The organism is Bacillus cereus group sp. MYBK5-2 (assembly GCF_051915685.1).
GTDB classification, from domain to species: domain Bacteria; phylum Bacillota; class Bacilli; order Bacillales; family Bacillaceae_G; genus Bacillus_A; species Bacillus_A cereus.
Map to the genome: position 1 here is coordinate 235,002 of NZ_JBQAFE010000003.1, position 16,117 is coordinate 251,118.

The window sequence follows — 16,117 nt, forward strand, 5'->3', positions numbered from 1 at the left end:
CCATGTTTCGGAACGCAGCGGAACTAGTGGCGCAAGCTAAAGAACAAAATGTAAAAATCGCAGAAATTATGATTCAATGTGAAATGGAAACAAGAAGTATTTCACGTGAAGAAGTAATTGCTGGTATGGAAAAGAACTTAGTCGTGATGGAGCAAGCAGTAGAACGTGGTATTCGCGGCGTGAAATCACCAACTGGTTTAACTGGTGGAGATGCTGTAAAAGTTCAAGCGTATATGAAGAGCGGAAAAGGCTTATCTGGAGATACGATTTTGGATGCAGTAAGCAAAGCTGTTGCAACAAATGAAGTAAACGCAGCGATGGGAATTATTTGTGCAACACCAACAGCAGGTTCTGCTGGAACAGTGCCAGGTGTACTATTTGCACTAAGAGAAAAATTGCAGCCTACACGTGAAGAAATGATTGAATTCTTATTTACAGCAGGAGCTTTCGGTATGGTTGTTGCGAATAACGCTTGTATTTCTGGTGCAGCGGGAGGATGCCAAGCTGAAGTTGGTTCAGCAAGTGGAATGGCGGCTGCAGCTGCAGTTGAGATGGCTGGTGGAACACAAGATCAAGCAGCTACAGCGATGGCAATTTCATTAAAGAACATGCTTGGTTTAGTGTGTGATCCTGTTGCAGGACTTGTAGAAGTACCTTGTGTAAAACGTAATGCAGCAGGAGCTGCGAATGCGATGATTTCAGCAGATTTAGCATTAGCTGGTGTAACGAGTACAATTCCATGTGATGAAGTAATTGAGGCAATGTTTAGAATCGGACAAACGATGCCAGTAGCACTTCGTGAAACAGCAGAAGGTGGACTTGCAGCAACGCCGACTGGTCGTCGCCTGCAAGAAGAGATTTTTGGGAAGAACAATAACTAAGTGTAATTATAGAAAAAGGAGCTCAAATAAACTTGAGCTCCTTTTTCTATTTTTCTTTTGTTAGTTGTTCTAATGTTTTTCCAAGATTATGTGATCGTTTCGTTGCCTGTGTAATACAAGAAATAAGTGCTTGTTGAAATTTATGTTCTTGTAATACTTCAATACCTGCTTCGGTAGTTCCACCAGGAGAAGTAATTTCCTTTCTCAAAATAGAAGGGTGTTTGTCACTTGCTTTTAGCATTTCAGCAGCACCAATCATCGTTTGAAGAATAAGTGATTTTGCAACATCTTCTTTTAAACCAATTTTTTTTGCAGCTTCTTCCATAGCTTCCACTACGTAATAAATATAAGCAGGTCCACTTCCGGATAATGCAGTGACAGCATGCATATCTTCTTCCTCTACAACAGAGACGAGACCAATCGTTTCAAATAAAGATGTTGCAGTGCGAATATGCTCCGCTGTTGCATGTTTTGAAGGGGAGATAGCGGTAGCTGATTTTAAAATGGCTGCGGAGGTATTTGGCATTGCACGAATAATTGGAACGTCTTTTTGAAGTAGTTTTCTAATTGAGTCAGTAGAAACACCTGCTAGTAATGAAATAATAAGCACGTTATTATTTATGTATTCTTTAAAAGGGGTAAGCGCCTCTGCAACATCCTTTGGTTTCATTGCTAGAAAAAGAATATTTGCATCAGTAAGTAATTCTTTTTTATTATGAGTACCTTTGACACCGTATTTTTTATGTAGCTCTTGTAATCTTGTCTCGTTAGAACGATTACTTACAGTAATTTGTTCACCTTTAACGACATTTGCATGTAACAAGCCACCAATAATAGCTTCGGCAATAGAGCCTGCACCGAGAAAGGAAATGTTTTGAATAGACATGATGTTCCTCCTTTAATTTTGGTTAGAAATTCTTATAAATGTACATACATTCGTTTTTTTATAGGAAACACCTCTTTTTATCTGAAAATAATGACAAATATATATAGAAGTTGTAAACTGAAGAAGTATTCATTTTTGAACCGGAAAGAGACAGGGGGGCTAAGCATGACGGCGATTCACCGAATGGAGATTCCTGTACCATTTGCAGTGGAAACTGTGAATGTGTTTTTAGTTGAGGGGGAGACATTAACATTAATTGATACAGGGACGAATACAGAAGAGGCAAGGAATGCGTTAGAAAGTCAATTAGGTGCATTAGGACATACGATAGAAGATATTGAAACAGTAGTCATTACGCATCATCATGCAGATCATTGTGGACTTTTAAATATATTTTCTGAGAAGACGAATATTATTGGACATCCTTGGAATGAGCCTTGGATTACACAAAATCCAGAATTTTTAAAGCGGTATCATGAATTTTTTAGAGAGACAGCCTTACAGTTTGGTGTGCCAGCAGCATTTTTGAAAGACGAGTCGTTATTGACGACGAGGACACTTAAATATTCTTGTAATAGATCGTTAACGCATACTGTGAGAGAAGGAGATCGTATTGATTCTTTGCCTGGATTTACAGTACTTGAAACACCAGGTCATGCTTCTACTCATATTTCTTTATATAGAGAATCTGATGGAATATTAATTGGTGGAGATGCTCTCATTAGTCATATTTCTTCGAATCCAATACTAGAACCGCCATATGAAGGGCAAACAGAGCGGGCACGCCCATTACTACAATATAATCAAACATTACAGCGTTTAAGCGAAATGAATATTTCACGCATTTTATCAGGGCATGGGGAAGATGTTCTAAATGTGAAACAACTTATTGAAACGAGATTACAAAAGCAAGAAACACGTGCTTTTAAAGTGCTTGAGTTATTAAAGGAAAAACCAATGACAGCATTTGAAGTATGTGTAAAACTATTTCCGGTATTATATAAAGAACAATTACCACTTACTATTTCAGAAACGGTTGGACAATTGGACTATTTAGCATATAATCAACAAGTGATGATTGATGAGTCATCGCAACAATTGATTTATTATGCAAAGTAGGTGACAGCAATGACAGGACGTTTACAAAATAAAGTAATCGTCATTACAGGTGCTTCTAGTGGGATTGGTGAGCAAGTTGCAATGCAAGTTGCAGCACAGGGAGCGACTCCAGTATTAATGGCTCGAACAGAAGAGAAACTACAAGCGTTAGTAGACAAAATTAAAGAAACTTATAATACGCCTTGCTATTATTATGTACTAGATGTAAGTGAAGAGATGGAAGTACAGTCTGTTTTTTCAAAGGTATTACAAGAAGTGGGACGTATTGATATATTAGTAAACAATGCGGGATTTGGTATTTTTAAAACGTTTGAAGATGCGTCAATGGGTGAAGTAAAAGATATGTTCCAAGTAAATGTATTTGGATTAGTAGCATGTACGAAAGCGGTACTACCTTATATGGTAAACAAGAACGAAGGACATATTATTAATATTGCTTCACTTGCCGGAAAAATTGCAACTCCGAAATCAAGTGCGTATGCAGCAACGAAACATGCTGTATTAGGATTTACGAATAGTTTACGCATGGAATTAGCGAATACAGATATTTATGTTACAGCAATTAATCCAGGTCCGATAGATACAAACTTTTTTGAAATAGCGGATCAATCTGGTACATATGTAAAGAATATGGGACGTTACATGTTAAAACCAACATACGTAGCAGAACAAATCGTAAAGTCGATGCACACGAAAAAACGTGAAGTAAACTTACCGAAGTGGATGGGAATTGGTCCAAAACTTTATGCTTTATTCCCAGGTTTATTTGAACGTGTAGCAGGTAAATCATTAAGTAAAAAATAGGAGATTTCCACATGGAAATCTCCTATTTTTTATTGTTTTCCAGTCACGTAATCATAAACAATATCCTCAATCTCCTCGTATAAATCAATTTCAATATTTGAATGAGTCACCGTTTGAATATGTTTCACTAGCATTTCCTGATCTTCTTTTGATATTGGACTGCATTGATATTGCTGAAAACTTTTTATAATCATTTTCTCAATTAATTTTTCGTTCATATTTTTTCCCGCCTGTATGTACGTATGTATTGTTTTATTGTACTTGAAGTGAAATAAAAAAACTACTATGCACTATTTTTGTATAAAAATTCGGTTGAGTATATTGTTTTTCTAATAAAATTAAGTTTTTTTAGATTTGAAAATTTATAAATATTTAATTGACTCTATAAATATACAATATTATAATCATACTTAATTTAAAGAATCGATTTGAGGAGGAACTTATGAAAGTCGCAATTATTGGAGCCACTGGATATGGGGGCATTGAATTAATTCGTTTATTAGAACAACATCCATATTTTTCGATAGCATCTCTTCATTCTTTTTCGCAAGTTGGTGAGTGTATAACAAATGTATATCCGCATCTTCGAAATGTTCTCGTTCATACGTTACAAGAAATTGATGTGAAGACAATAGGGAAAGAAGCAGAAATCGTATTTCTAGCAACACCAGCAGGAGTATCGGCGGAGTTAACTCCCAAGTTAGTAGCAGAAGGTTTAAAAGTAATTGACCTATCTGGAGACTTTCGTATGATAGATCCTTCGTCATATGAACTGTGGTATAAAAGGCCAGCAGCGAAAGAAGAAATTCTTAGAAAAGCAGTGTATGGGTTAAGTGAATGGAAAAGGACTGAGATTCAAAAGGCAAATTTAATTGCAAACCCAGGATGTTTTGCTACAGCCACATTGCTAGCGATAGCGCCGTTAATACGTAGTAGCATGATTGAAGAAGATTCGATTATTATTGATGCGAAATCAGGGGTATCAGGAGCAGGAAAAACACCAACAACAATGACTCATTTTCCTGAGCTATACGATAACTTACATATCTATAAAGTAAACCAGCATCAGCACGTTCCGGAGATTGAGCAAATGCTTACAGAATGGAATAGTGAATCACAGCCAATTACATTTAGCACACATTTAATACCGATATCACGAGGAATTATGATTACACTTTATGCAAAAGTAAAACAAAAGATGGAAATAAAGCAACTTCAAAAATTGTATGAAGAAACGTATGAACAATCGCCTTTCATCCGAATTTGTACGCAAGGGAAATTTCCAAGTCCAAAAGAAGTGAGAGGCTCAAATTATTGTGATATTGGCATAGCTTACGATGAAAGAACTGAAAGAGTTACGGTCGTTTCTGTTATAGACAATATGATGAAAGGCGCGGCTGGGCAAGCGATTCAAAATGCAAACATAATAGCGGGACTAGAAGAGACAACAGGTTTACAACATATGCCGCTTTATCTATAAGGGGGACATGATGATTAAAGTAGCGTCTATTACAAAATTAGAAAATGGTTCAATTGTAACGCCGAAAGGCTTTTCGGCAATTGGTACTGTAAATGGTCTGAAAAAGGAGAAAAAGGATTTAGGGGCAATCGTTTGTGACGTACCAGCATCATGTGCCGCTGTGTATACAACGAATCAAATACAAGCAGCCCCTTTGCAAGTAACGAAGGATAGTATAACGGCAGAAGGGAAGTTACAAGCAATTATCGTTAATAGTGGAAATGCAAATGCTTGTACTGGAATGCAAGGATTACAAGACGCATACGAGATGCGCGTGTTAGGGGCGGAACATTTTGGGATGAAAGAAAATTACGTTGCAGTAGCTTCAACAGGTGTAATTGGTGTTCCACTGCCGATGGATATAATCCGAAAGGGGGTTGCAACTCTTATACCGACGAAGGAAGAAAGTGAAGCATATTCTTTTTCTGAAGCAATTTTAACGACGGATCTTATCACGAAAGAAACTTGCTATGAAATGATTATTGATGGGAAGAAAGTGGTGATTGCGGGTGTTGCAAAAGGTTCAGGGATGATTCATCCGAATATGGCAACGATGCTTAGTTTTATTACGACAGATGCTCATATAGAGCATAACGTATTGCAAACAGCGTTATCACAAATAACGAATCATACATTTAATCAAATTACGGTGGATGGAGATACTTCTACGAATGATATGGTCATCGTTATGGCAAGTGGATTATCAGAAACAAGGCCGATAAATATGGAACATACAGATTGGGAAACTTTCGTAGGTGCTTTACAGAAGGTATGTGAAGATTTAGCGAAAAAAATTGCGCAAGATGGTGAAGGCGCTACGAAGTTAATAGAAGTAAATGTGCTAGGAGCTCAAACGAATGAAGAGGCAAAAAAAATTGCAAAGCAAATAGTCGGTTCGAGTCTTGTGAAAACAGCAATACATGGTGAAGACCCAAACTGGGGGCGAATTATTAGCAGTATTGGACAAAGTGAAGTAGCTATTAATCCGAACACAATTGACATTACTCTTCAATCTATATCGGTATTAAAAAATAGTGAGCCTCAAACATTTTCTGAAGAAAAAATGAAAGAGAGGTTACAAGAAGATGAAATAGTCATTAATGTGTACTTACACTTAGGTGAAGAGACAGGATCAGCTTGGGGCTGTGACTTAAGCTATGAATATGTGAAAATAAATGCTTGTTATCGTACATAAGGAGAGAGAAGATGAGCGATTATATTGTAGTGAAATGCGGCGGTAGTATGTTGAATCAATTAAATGATGTGTTTTTTGAATGTATAAAGAAATTGCAACAGAAGTATAAAGTAGTGATTGTTCATGGTGGTGGACCAGAAATTGATGCCAAATTAAAAGATTGTAACATCAACGTAGAAAAAAGAGATGGATTACGGATAACACCAAAAGAAGTTATGGATGTTGTTCAAATGGTGCTATGCGGAAGTACGAATAAAAAACTCGTAATGAATTTACAAAAGCATAATTTACTTGCGGTAGGTTGTTCAGGGTGTGACGGCAATTTACTTCAAATTCAACCTGTCAGCGAAGAGATAGGATATGTAGGGGAAGTAAGTTATGTAGAAACAGCTTTATTAAAAGGATTAATAAATATGGAGTATATTCCTGTTATTGCTCCAATCGGGGTAAATGGTAATGAAATTTATAACATAAATGCGGACAATGCTGCGGCTGGGATTGCGGCCGCGTTAGGAGCAAAAGAGCTTGTTTTTATTACGGATGTAGATGGAATATTACATGAAGGGAATTTGGTAAAGGAAACGGATGAATCTGAAATTGCAACTTTTATAGAAACAGGTGTTATTACAGGTGGGATGATTCCAAAAGTACAGGCGGCACTAGCATCATTAAAAATGGGAGTGCAAAAGATAAGTATTGTGAATGGTACAAAAGATTTTACTGAGGTTACGGGAGAGTGTATTGGAACGACGGTAACGAAAGGTGTGAGTATTGCATGACGAGTCATCTTTTTCAAACGTATGGCAGAAGAACTATTGAGTTTGTAAAGGGAACTGGAACGAAAGTTATTGATAATAAAGGTAAGGAATATTTAGATTTTACATCAGGAATTGGCGTATGTAATTTAGGACATTGTCACCCTACTGTTCTCAAAGGTGTACAAGAGCAACTTGATGATATATGGCATATATCTAACCTGTTTACAAACAGCTTACAAGAAGAAGTTGCGTCATTATTAACAGAAAATAGAGCATTAGATTATGTGTTTTTCTGTAATAGTGGGGCAGAGGCAAATGAAGCGGCTTTAAAGTTAGCACGTAAGCATACTGGAAAATCTCTCGTCGTAACATGCCAGCAGTCTTTTCACGGTAGAACATTTGGAACGATGAGTGCAACAGGCCAAGATAAGGTAAAAGAAGGATTTGGTCCATTACTTCCATCTTTTTTACATATCCCTTTTAACGATATTAAAGCATTAGAGGAAGTAATGAATGAAGAAGTTGCGGCGGTAATGGTAGAAGTAGTTCAAGGAGAGGGAGGAGTAATACCTGTTGATCTATCTTTTTTGAAAGAGATTGAAACATTATGTAATAAGTTCGGTTCCTTATTTATTATAGACGAAGTACAAACGGGGATAGGAAGAACTGGAACACTATTCGCTTATGAACAAGTGGGAATAGAGCCTGATATCGTTACCGTTGCAAAGGCACTTGGGAATGGGATTCCTGTCGGAGCGATGATTGGCGGGAAAGAGCTCGGAACGTCGTTTACTGCAGGATCACACGGTTCAACTTTTGGCGGGAATTACATCGCGATGGCTGCAGCGAAAGAAGTATTGCAAGTGAGTAAAAAACCATCGTTTTTAAAAGAAGTACAAGAAAAAGGCGAGTACGTATTAGAGAAGTTGCAAGAGGAATTACAGCATGTCGAATGTATTCAAAATATACGTGGTAAAGGGCTTATGATTGGGATTGAGTGTAAGCATGAAGTTGCAAGTTTTATAGAACAACTAGAAAACGAAGGACTTCTCGTATTACAAGCAGGCCCTAATGTTATAAGACTATTACCGCCACTCATTGTCACGAATGAAGAGTTAGAACAGGCAGTATATATAATAAAAAAAGTAGTTTGTACAAAAAACGTATCAATCATATAAGGGGGAAGTTTCATGTCAACTGTACAAGTACCGAAATTAAATACGAAAGATCTTTTAACACTAGAAGAATTAACGAAAGAAGAAATTATTTCTTTAATTGAGTTCGCTATATATTTAAAAAAGAATAAGCAAGAGCCTTTATTACAAGGCAAAATATTAGGGCTTATTTTTGATAAGCATTCAACTCGTACTCGTGTATCTTTTGAAGCGGGAATGGTACAACTCGGGGGACATGGTATGTTTTTAAGTGGAAAAGAGATGCAAATGGGAAGAGGAGAAACTGTTTCAGATACTGCGAAAGTATTATCGCAGTATATTGACGGGATTATGATACGTACATTCTCGCACGCGGATGTAGAAGAGCTTGCAAAAGAATCGAGTACTCCTGTTATTAACGGTTTAACGGATGATCATCATCCTTGTCAAGCATTGGCAGACCTCATGACAATATATGAAGAAACAAATACATTTAAAGGAATAAAATTGGCTTACGTAGGTGACGGAAATAATGTATGTCATTCATTGTTGCTAGCGAGTGCAAAAGTCGGAATGCATATGACTGTTGCAACGCCTGTAGGATATGAACCGAATGAAGAGATTGTAAAAAAAGCGTTAGCGATTGCCAAGGAAACAGGAGCTGAAATTGAAGTTTTGCATGATCCTGAATTAGCGGTGAATGAAGCTGATTTCATTTATACTGACGTTTGGATGAGCATGGGGCAAGAGGGCGAAGAAGAGAAATATTCTTTATTTCAACCTTACCAAATCAATAACGAACTTGTTAAGCATGCGAAGCAAACATATCGTTTCTTACACTGTTTACCTGCCCATCGTGAAGAAGAAGTAACAGGAAAAATTATAGATGGACCGCAGTCTATCGTCTTTGAGCAAGCTGGTAATCGATTGCATGCTCAAAAAGCGTTATTAGTGAGTTTATTTAAAAATGTAGAAGAGCCTTCCTAAAAGGGAGGTTTTTTTATATTAAAATGTCATATGTATATTTAGTTAACCATTTCGATATCATTTATAATAAAAGAGAAAACTAAATTTGTTTTTCAGAGTGTGTAAGGACATACTACATATAAAAATATAGTTAAAGAGATGATGAGGGTGAAAACAACTAAGAAAACATATTCGTTTTTTCAGCGGATGTGGAGAATATTAAAGTTTCAATATTATAAGTTGCTTCGATCGCCAGAAGGCGCAAAGAAAGTATCGTTAGGGTTTGCTATAGGATTCGGCTTAGAAATGTTAGTCATTTATACGGCATCGCTCGTATATGTAATATTTTATCCAATCGTCAGGTTAGCAAAGGGATCTTTTCCTGCGGCAGTTATTGGCAATATTATTGGGAAAATATCGTTTCTCCCAGTATTTTTATTTCCGCTTGCGTATGCGCTAGGAAAAATGATTTATCCATTTCATGTACAGAAAATTCATCATGAACCATTTACGATATCGGACTTGTTTTCAAGTCACATTTTTACGATATTAAAGAGCTTATTACAAAGTGAAGTGTATGTATTAATTGGAATGACGATTTTAGGAGTTGTGTTTGGTCTCATTTCGTATTTCGTTGTGCATTATTTATACGAAAAGAACCGTAAGTTACGCTTGAAGAAAAGGAAGAAACGAGTGAGAGAACCACTTGTACAATTATAAACAATGTCACATCCATTTTCTCCTTTGAATATGTTTAAGAAAAAGGAGGAGAGGATAATGTATTATTATTACGTACCTCAAGTATATCCATATGTAAATTATTATCCGGTTTATGATACGAGTAGACAATACGAATTATATCGGCAACAACAATTACAGCAATTATCACAAATACCACAATTACCACAACAACAGCCTACACAGGAAAAAAAACCATATTTAACAACATGGCCATATTCCAATGTGTACTATGGTAATTATTACGAATCATAAAGCTGCTTCTATTTAGAAGCAGCTTTATACGTTTGTTTTCAAAATTAAATTTTGAATGGTTTGAAGAGAATGAATGAGCTTTTCGCGCTCTTCCTCAGATAATGTTTGGAAATTTTCTTTTAGTTTGTCTAAAATGAATTGCTGATACTGATTTACTAATAATTTCCCTTCAGCTGTTAGAGAAATTAAAATGACCCGTCGATCTTTTTCGCTATAATGACGCTCTATTAGTTCTTCTTGAATAAGTTTGTTTAATAGAGGTGTCATGTTAGGCCGTGAAATCGCTAGCCGCTTGCCGATTTCGGAAACTGCTAATGTGCCGTTTTCATGCAAAAGCAGTAATACTTGTGTATGTGATGGCGGCATATGTCTTTGAGAAGAAAATTCTCCAGGAAGCATAAATTTGCGATAAAAAAGAGGCACTAGCGAAAGAAGATGATCAACAATACGTTCCCACTCGCGTGATTCCATATAAAGGCCCCCTTCCACTATCATTGTAACAAAAAAGACATGTTATAAAAATAGAATTGTTTCATGGTCGCTTTAATATTTGTAGGATAACACTTGCTTTGTAAATGTATTGGCAATAATTGCATAGCCGTTATCATTTGGGTGTACTTGGTCAAATAATAACTCTTTTTTATCATTCGATATTAATTTGCGAATTGGTAAAACGATAGATGGTTGATTTGTTTTGGAAATGGAATAAACAGATTCATTCCAGCCATCTAAAAACATATCTGCATAACTTGCGATGGAGTCATCGAGTTGTAACGGGTTATAGAGTTCTGAGAGAATGAGTAAAGCATCCGGATTTTGATCTCGAACTGTCTTTACAATACTTTTTATATCCGCTTCAAAATGAGCTTTTTCTTTATTTAACATTTTTATACCATCTATAACACCAACATCACGATTTAAACGAAATAAATTATTTCCTCCAATATTAATTGTAATTATATTTGCTGCTCTAATTTTTTCCTTTACATCTTCTGATTGAACTTTTTTAGCGAGACGATCTGTTGTAAGACCGTTTACCCCAAGGTTTTCTACTGTAATTGGTTTATGAATTTGTGCTTCTATTTGCTTAGAAGCTAATTCAGCAAATCCACCTTGTGTCGATCCGTATCCTTTAGCGAGTGAATCACCTAATACAAGATGATAAAAAGATTCGTTTGTTTGCTTATCAATCCAATTTGGGGCAGATGTTTTTTCTGTTTTTTCTTCAGATTCATTTTGTTTTGTCTCGTCGTTCTTTTCAAAATAAGAATAAGAAATGATCAGAAGGAGGAGACAAACAATTGTTAAGATGACTTTTTTCATAAATTCATCCTCCTTGTAATTGGTAATTGTATCATATTCAGCAGTATTAGCAATGTAAGGGCATATTATATGTTTATGAAAAGTTTATAATAACTTTACAGAAAATTTGTTGAAGTTTGTCAAAAAATATTGACGATAGGAAAGAACTTTATATATGATAATGTCAGATAAGGTGAAACTTTAACTAGTGGGAGCTTTATTTCCTTTTAATTAATAGTCTTCATCAATCGGGCGTTTAAGGGGACTACTCGTTAGCGCAGGGTGAAATGAAAATTGTGTCTCTAATAGAAGAAAAAAGGTATGTGGTTAGAGACAGATAGGGATTCATTTCATTATTTCTGGTAATTGTATAAGGGGGATTTTTTGTGAAAAAGTCAAAAAAAATGCTAGCTGGAGCAACTCTTGCGATTGGTGTAATGGCACCGCAAGTAATGCCAGCAACAGCTCATGCAGATGAGAACACTGGGGAGAGTACAGTTAACTTACGAATTCTAGAAACATCAGATATTCACGTTAACTTAATGAATTACGATTATTATCAAACGAAAACAGATAATAAAGTAGGTCTTGTACAAACGGCAACACTCGTTAATAAAGCACGTGAAGAAGTGAAAAACTCTGTCCTATTTGATGATGGGGATGCATTACAAGGGACACCGCTTGGGGATTACGTAGCGAATAAAATAAAAGATCCGAAGAATCGTGTGGATCCTAGTTATACACATCCATTATATCGTGTAATGAATTTAATGAAGTATGACGTCATCTCTCTTGGGAATCATGAATTTAACTACGGTTTAGATTATTTAAAGGAAGTGATTGAAAAAACGGATTTCCCGGTTATTAACTCGAATGTCTATAAAGTTGACCATGATGATAAGGAAGAGAACGATGAAAATTATTTTAAACCATATCATATTTTAAAGAAAGAAGTAGTGGATGAAGCAGGCCAAAAACAAATAGTGAAAATTGGTGTAATGGGATTTGTTCCACCACAAATCATGAACTGGGATAAAGCGAACTTAGAAGGAAAAGTAAAAGCGAAAGACATCGTCGCAACAGCAAGAATAATGGTGAAGAAAATGCAAGATGAGGGTGCAGATATTATCGTTGCATTGGCTCATTCAGGGGTCGATAAGAGCGAATATAAAGAAGCGAATAAAATGGAAAATGCATCATATCATTTAGCAACACAAGTTCCTGGCGTAGATGCAGTATTAATGGGACATTCACATACTGAAGTGAAGGACGTATTTAATGGTGTTCCGGTTGTAATGCCTGGTGTTTTTGGTAGTAACTTAGGTATTATTGATATGCAATTGAAAAAGGTAAACGGAAAATGGGAAGTACAAAAAGATCAATCTAAGCCGCAACTTCGTCCGATTGCTAATAGTAAAGGTACCCCATTAGTAGAATCTGATCAAAAATTAGTTAATGAAATTAAAGATGAGCATCAAGCGACAATCGACTATGTAAATACACCTGTAGGTGAAACGAAAGCACCAATTAATAGTTATTTTTCATTAGTACAAGATGATCCTTCCGTACAAATTGTGACAAATGCGCAAAAATGGTATGTAGAACAAGAACTTAAAAAACCAGAGTACGAAAAGATTAAAGATATTCCGGTTTTATCTGCAGGTGCACCATTTAAAGCAGGTGGCCGAAACGGTGCTACATATTATACGGATATTCCAGCTGGAACGTTAGCAATTAAAAACGTTGCAGATTTATACGTGTATCCAAATACGTTATATGCTGTAAAAGTAAATGGGGCACAAGTGAAAGAATGGCTTGAAATGTCTGCAGGTCAGTTTAATCAAATTGATCCAACGAAAACAGAAGAACAGCCGTTAGTAAATATAGGCTATCCTACATATAACTTCGATATTTTAGATGGCTTAAAATACGAAATTGATGTAACACAACCGGCGAAATACGATAAAGATGGAAAAGTTGTAAATGCAAATGCGAATCGTATTGTAAATATGACATATGAAGGTAAGCCAGTAGCTGACAATCAAGAGTTCATCGTTGCTACAAATAATTATCGCGGTAGCAGTAAAACGTTCCCTGGTGTAAGTGAAGGAGAAGTTATTTACCAATCACAAGATGAAACACGTCAAATCATAGTGAAATATATGCAAGAAACACCGGTTATTAATCCGACAGCAGATAAAAATTGGACATTTAAACCGATTGTTGCAGATAAGTTAATTACAACATTTGATTCTTCACCAAATGCACAAAATTATATAAAGAAAGATGGGAAGATATCATATGTTGGACCATCTGAAAATGAATTTGCTAAATATGCAATTGATATAACGAAGAAGAATGATGATAAAGAAACTGGTGAAGGAAATCCAACAACACCGCCAACAGGTGGTGGAGAAAACCAAACAACACCGCCAACAGGTGGTGGAGAAAACCAAACAACACCGCCAACAGGTGGTGGAGAAAACCAAACAACACCGCCAACAGGTGGTGGAGAAAACCAAACGACACCGCCAACAGGTAATGGAGAAAACCCAACACCACCAACAGAAGAAGGTAATAATGGTAATGAACCAAAGCAAGATGGAAACAATACTGGATCTGGACAAACTACAACAGATGATCAAAATACAAAAGAAACAACAACTGTAAGTGAAAATAAAGAAGCTGAAAAAGATGAACGTGATTTACCGAAAACAGGTGCAAGTATTGCTTCTACAATTGGAGCTGGTCTTGCGTTTGTTGGAGCGGGATTACTTATGTTATTTAGAAGAAAGAAAGCGAATAGATAGTCGAGAAATATAAAAAGGATTACCGATTTGGTAATCCTTTTTGTTATATTATGAAACTGGTACTGCTTTTTCTTTTTTCCATGAAAGACCGAATCCAGTAAAACCGACGATAATGGTTACGACTGGACAAGCTAAACAGAAGATTGCGTATGGCAAGTAATCGAATGTTGGAACGCTAAGAACGTTTGTTAAGAATACGCCACTGACACCCCATGGTACGAGTGGATTAATTACTGTACCAGCATCTTCTAATACTCGTGATAAATTACGACGTTCTAAACCGACTTCATCGTATTTATTAGCGAATGCTTGTCCTGTTAAAACGATAGATAAGTATTGCTCACCAAGTAAGAAGTTTACACCAATTGCAGTTGAAGCAGTAGAAATAATTAAGCGTGTACTAGTTTTTACGAAGCTAGAGATAATATTCATCAGCTGCGCTATAATACCCATTCCTTGTAATAATCCTCCCATACAAAGAGCTAGGAAAATAAGAGCAATTGACATCATCATACTTTGCAGGCCACCGCGAGATAATAAGCTGTCAATGTCTTGGATACCAGTTTTAGAAACATAACCGTCTTGCATAATTTTTATTAAATCAGCTAAAGAAGTGCTAGGTTTAAAAATAAAGAGAATAATAATCCCTACCACAATTCCTGCAAGTAATGTTGGAACTGCGGGTACCTTTTTAAATGCGAATAGGAACAGTAATAAAATAGGAATCAGTGTAACGATAGAAATCGTTGCATTTTTTTCTAGTGTGTTAATAAATGCTGAGAAATCAACGTTTCCACCAGATCCGCTTCCTAAAATGAAAAATGCGATAAAAGCAATAATGAAAGCTGGCACTGTTGTCCAAAGCATGTTACGAATATGTTCAAATAAATCTACACCTGTTACAGCAGGCGCTAAGTTTGTTGTATCAGATAAAGGAGACATTTTATCTCCGAAGAATGCACCAGAAATAATTGCACCAGCAATAAGAGCTGGATCGTATCCAAGGGCAGTACCCATTCCCATAAAGGCAAGTCCTACAGTTGCAGCAGTTGTAAATGCACTACCGATACTCGTTCCAACAATTGCACAAACAACAAAAACAGTTGGAACGAAAATTTTTGGAGATACAAGTTGGAAGCCGTATACCATTAAAGTGGGAATAGTTCCAGCTGCGATCCAAACGCTAATTAATACGCCTACAAGTAAGAAAATAAATATAGATGGAATGCCAGCTGAAATACTACTAATCATCCCTTTCTCCATAGTAGACCAAGAGATTTTCTTCAAGAATCCAAATGCTAATAAAAGAACGATACCAAATAAAATTGGGATGTGTGGTGAAACTTCTAATTGAATAACACTAAAACCAATACAGAAAAAGATAAAAATTGTTAAAAGAACAGACTCAATTTTTGAAACCATTGTTTTCCCCTCCTAAGTAATGTGAAATAGCTCTTTTTTATATAAAATTCGCCAATATTGTATATTTCCTTCTAAAATTTAGAATTTTGTGACAAATTACCGGTAATTGTTAGTCCTTCTATATGATACGGAAATGATTGGATAAAAAAACGTCCCTGCATATAATTATGCAGGGACGAAGAAATCGCGGTACCACCCTAGCTTGTGAAATGAATGTATCACAAAATAAAGGGTCATATGATATGCGCTTATAAAATAAAAACGCCCCTGCAATATATGCAGGGACGAAAAATTCGCGGTACCACCCT

Annotated in this window: 16 protein-coding genes and 1 other annotated feature (1 of these 17 running past the window's edge); of the genes, 11 read left to right on the forward strand and 5 right to left on the reverse strand. The window is 36.1% G+C overall.

Going from position 1 to position 16,117, the window contains the following annotated elements:
- Window positions 1-2: 2 nt before the first annotated feature.
- Window positions 3-881 (forward strand): L-serine ammonia-lyase, iron-sulfur-dependent, subunit alpha, encoded by an 879-nt coding sequence (gene sdaAA, locus ACTFP3_RS13570; RefSeq protein WP_000489461.1) that lies wholly within the window; start codon window positions 3-5, stop codon window positions 879-881.
- Window positions 882-927: 46 nt separating this feature from the next.
- Here the strand turns inward: sdaAA and proI are convergent, their stop codons facing one another.
- Window positions 928-1,767, reverse strand: a complete 840-nt coding sequence (gene proI / locus ACTFP3_RS13575) for a pyrroline-5-carboxylate reductase ProI (RefSeq protein WP_000027249.1) — start codon at window positions 1,765-1,767, stop codon at window positions 928-930.
- A 165-nt stretch (window positions 1,768-1,932) separates the two neighbouring features.
- On the opposite strand from proI, the gene ACTFP3_RS13580 reads away from it, so the two are divergent.
- Together ACTFP3_RS13580 and ACTFP3_RS13585 are read left to right on the forward strand one after the other, a co-directional pair.
- On the forward strand, window positions 1,933-2,886 hold the full coding sequence (locus tag ACTFP3_RS13580) for an MBL fold metallo-hydrolase (protein WP_000125119.1): 954 nt from the start codon (window positions 1,933-1,935) through the stop codon (window positions 2,884-2,886).
- 9 nt (window positions 2,887-2,895) lie between these two features.
- Window positions 2,896-3,690: an SDR family NAD(P)-dependent oxidoreductase gene (locus ACTFP3_RS13585; protein ID WP_000147794.1), complete on the forward strand. Its 795-nt coding sequence runs from the start codon at window positions 2,896-2,898 to the stop codon at window positions 3,688-3,690.
- A gap of 29 nt (window positions 3,691-3,719) precedes the next feature.
- Here ACTFP3_RS13585 and ACTFP3_RS13590 read toward each other — a convergent pair whose 3' ends face one another.
- Window positions 3,720-3,908: a YqzH family protein gene (locus ACTFP3_RS13590; RefSeq protein ID WP_001003222.1), complete on the reverse strand. Its 189-nt coding sequence runs from the start codon at window positions 3,906-3,908 to the stop codon at window positions 3,720-3,722.
- A gap of 224 nt (window positions 3,909-4,132) precedes the next feature.
- Here ACTFP3_RS13590 and argC point away from each other — a divergent pair, with 224 nt between their 5' ends.
- The 7 genes from argC (at window position 4,133) to ACTFP3_RS13625 (ending at window position 10,275) form a co-directional block, all read left to right on the forward strand.
- A complete protein-coding gene (gene argC / locus ACTFP3_RS13595; RefSeq protein WP_000861258.1) occupies window positions 4,133-5,170 on the forward strand; it encodes an N-acetyl-gamma-glutamyl-phosphate reductase in 1,038 nt (345 codons plus the stop codon).
- Window positions 5,171-5,180: 10 nt separating this feature from the next.
- The gene (argJ, locus tag ACTFP3_RS13600) at window positions 5,181-6,404 is read left to right on the forward strand and encodes a bifunctional glutamate N-acetyltransferase/amino-acid acetyltransferase ArgJ (RefSeq protein WP_000598402.1); all 1,224 of its coding nucleotides are present in this window, start codon (window positions 5,181-5,183) and stop codon (window positions 6,402-6,404) included.
- An 11-nt stretch (window positions 6,405-6,415) separates the two neighbouring features.
- Window positions 6,416-7,183 carry an acetylglutamate kinase gene (gene argB / locus ACTFP3_RS13605; RefSeq protein WP_001286797.1) on the forward strand — a complete coding sequence of 256 codons (768 nt, stop codon included), beginning with the start codon at window positions 6,416-6,418 and terminating at the stop codon, window positions 7,181-7,183.
- Entirely contained in the window at window positions 7,180-8,340 is a 1,161-nt protein-coding gene (locus tag ACTFP3_RS13610) for an acetylornithine transaminase (RefSeq protein ID WP_000200540.1), read from the forward strand. Before argB ends, ACTFP3_RS13610 begins: the two co-directional genes overlap by 4 nt.
- Before the next feature lie 12 nt (window positions 8,341-8,352).
- On the forward strand, window positions 8,353-9,303 hold the full coding sequence (gene argF, locus ACTFP3_RS13615; protein WP_440010714.1) for an ornithine carbamoyltransferase: 951 nt from the start codon (window positions 8,353-8,355) through the stop codon (window positions 9,301-9,303).
- Between the two features lie 138 nt (window positions 9,304-9,441).
- Window positions 9,442-10,002 (forward strand): DUF2062 domain-containing protein, encoded by a 561-nt coding sequence (locus ACTFP3_RS13620; RefSeq protein WP_002005691.1) that lies wholly within the window; start codon window positions 9,442-9,444, stop codon window positions 10,000-10,002.
- 57 nt (window positions 10,003-10,059) lie between these two features.
- Window positions 10,060-10,275: a hypothetical protein gene (locus ACTFP3_RS13625; RefSeq protein WP_000291956.1), complete on the forward strand. Its 216-nt coding sequence runs from the start codon at window positions 10,060-10,062 to the stop codon at window positions 10,273-10,275.
- Between the two features lie 24 nt (window positions 10,276-10,299).
- Here ACTFP3_RS13625 and ACTFP3_RS13630 read toward each other — a convergent pair whose 3' ends face one another.
- Together ACTFP3_RS13630 and ACTFP3_RS13635 are read right to left on the reverse strand one after the other, a co-directional pair.
- Window positions 10,300-10,746 (reverse strand): MarR family winged helix-turn-helix transcriptional regulator, encoded by a 447-nt coding sequence (locus ACTFP3_RS13630; protein WP_000445819.1) that lies wholly within the window; start codon window positions 10,744-10,746, stop codon window positions 10,300-10,302.
- 72 nt (window positions 10,747-10,818) lie between these two features.
- Window positions 10,819-11,598 carry a GDSL-type esterase/lipase family protein gene (locus ACTFP3_RS13635; RefSeq protein WP_000755851.1) on the reverse strand — a complete coding sequence of 260 codons (780 nt, stop codon included), beginning with the start codon at window positions 11,596-11,598 and terminating at the stop codon, window positions 10,819-10,821.
- Window positions 11,599-11,963: 365 nt separating this feature from the next.
- Between ACTFP3_RS13635 and cpdB the strand changes: the two genes are divergently transcribed.
- Window positions 11,964-14,387, forward strand: coding sequence for a bifunctional 2',3'-cyclic-nucleotide 2'-phosphodiesterase/3'-nucleotidase (gene cpdB, locus ACTFP3_RS13640; protein ID WP_440010716.1), 2,424 nt, complete (start codon window positions 11,964-11,966; stop codon window positions 14,385-14,387).
- Window positions 14,388-14,435: 48 nt separating this feature from the next.
- Here the strand turns inward: cpdB and nhaC are convergent, their stop codons facing one another.
- Window positions 14,436-15,809 carry a Na+/H+ antiporter NhaC gene (gene nhaC, locus ACTFP3_RS13645; RefSeq protein WP_000253731.1) on the reverse strand — a complete coding sequence of 458 codons (1,374 nt, stop codon included), beginning with the start codon at window positions 15,807-15,809 and terminating at the stop codon, window positions 14,436-14,438.
- Window positions 15,810-16,086: 277 nt separating this feature from the next.
- Window positions 16,087-16,117, reverse strand: a binding site (T-box leader); it runs 190 nt beyond the window's last position.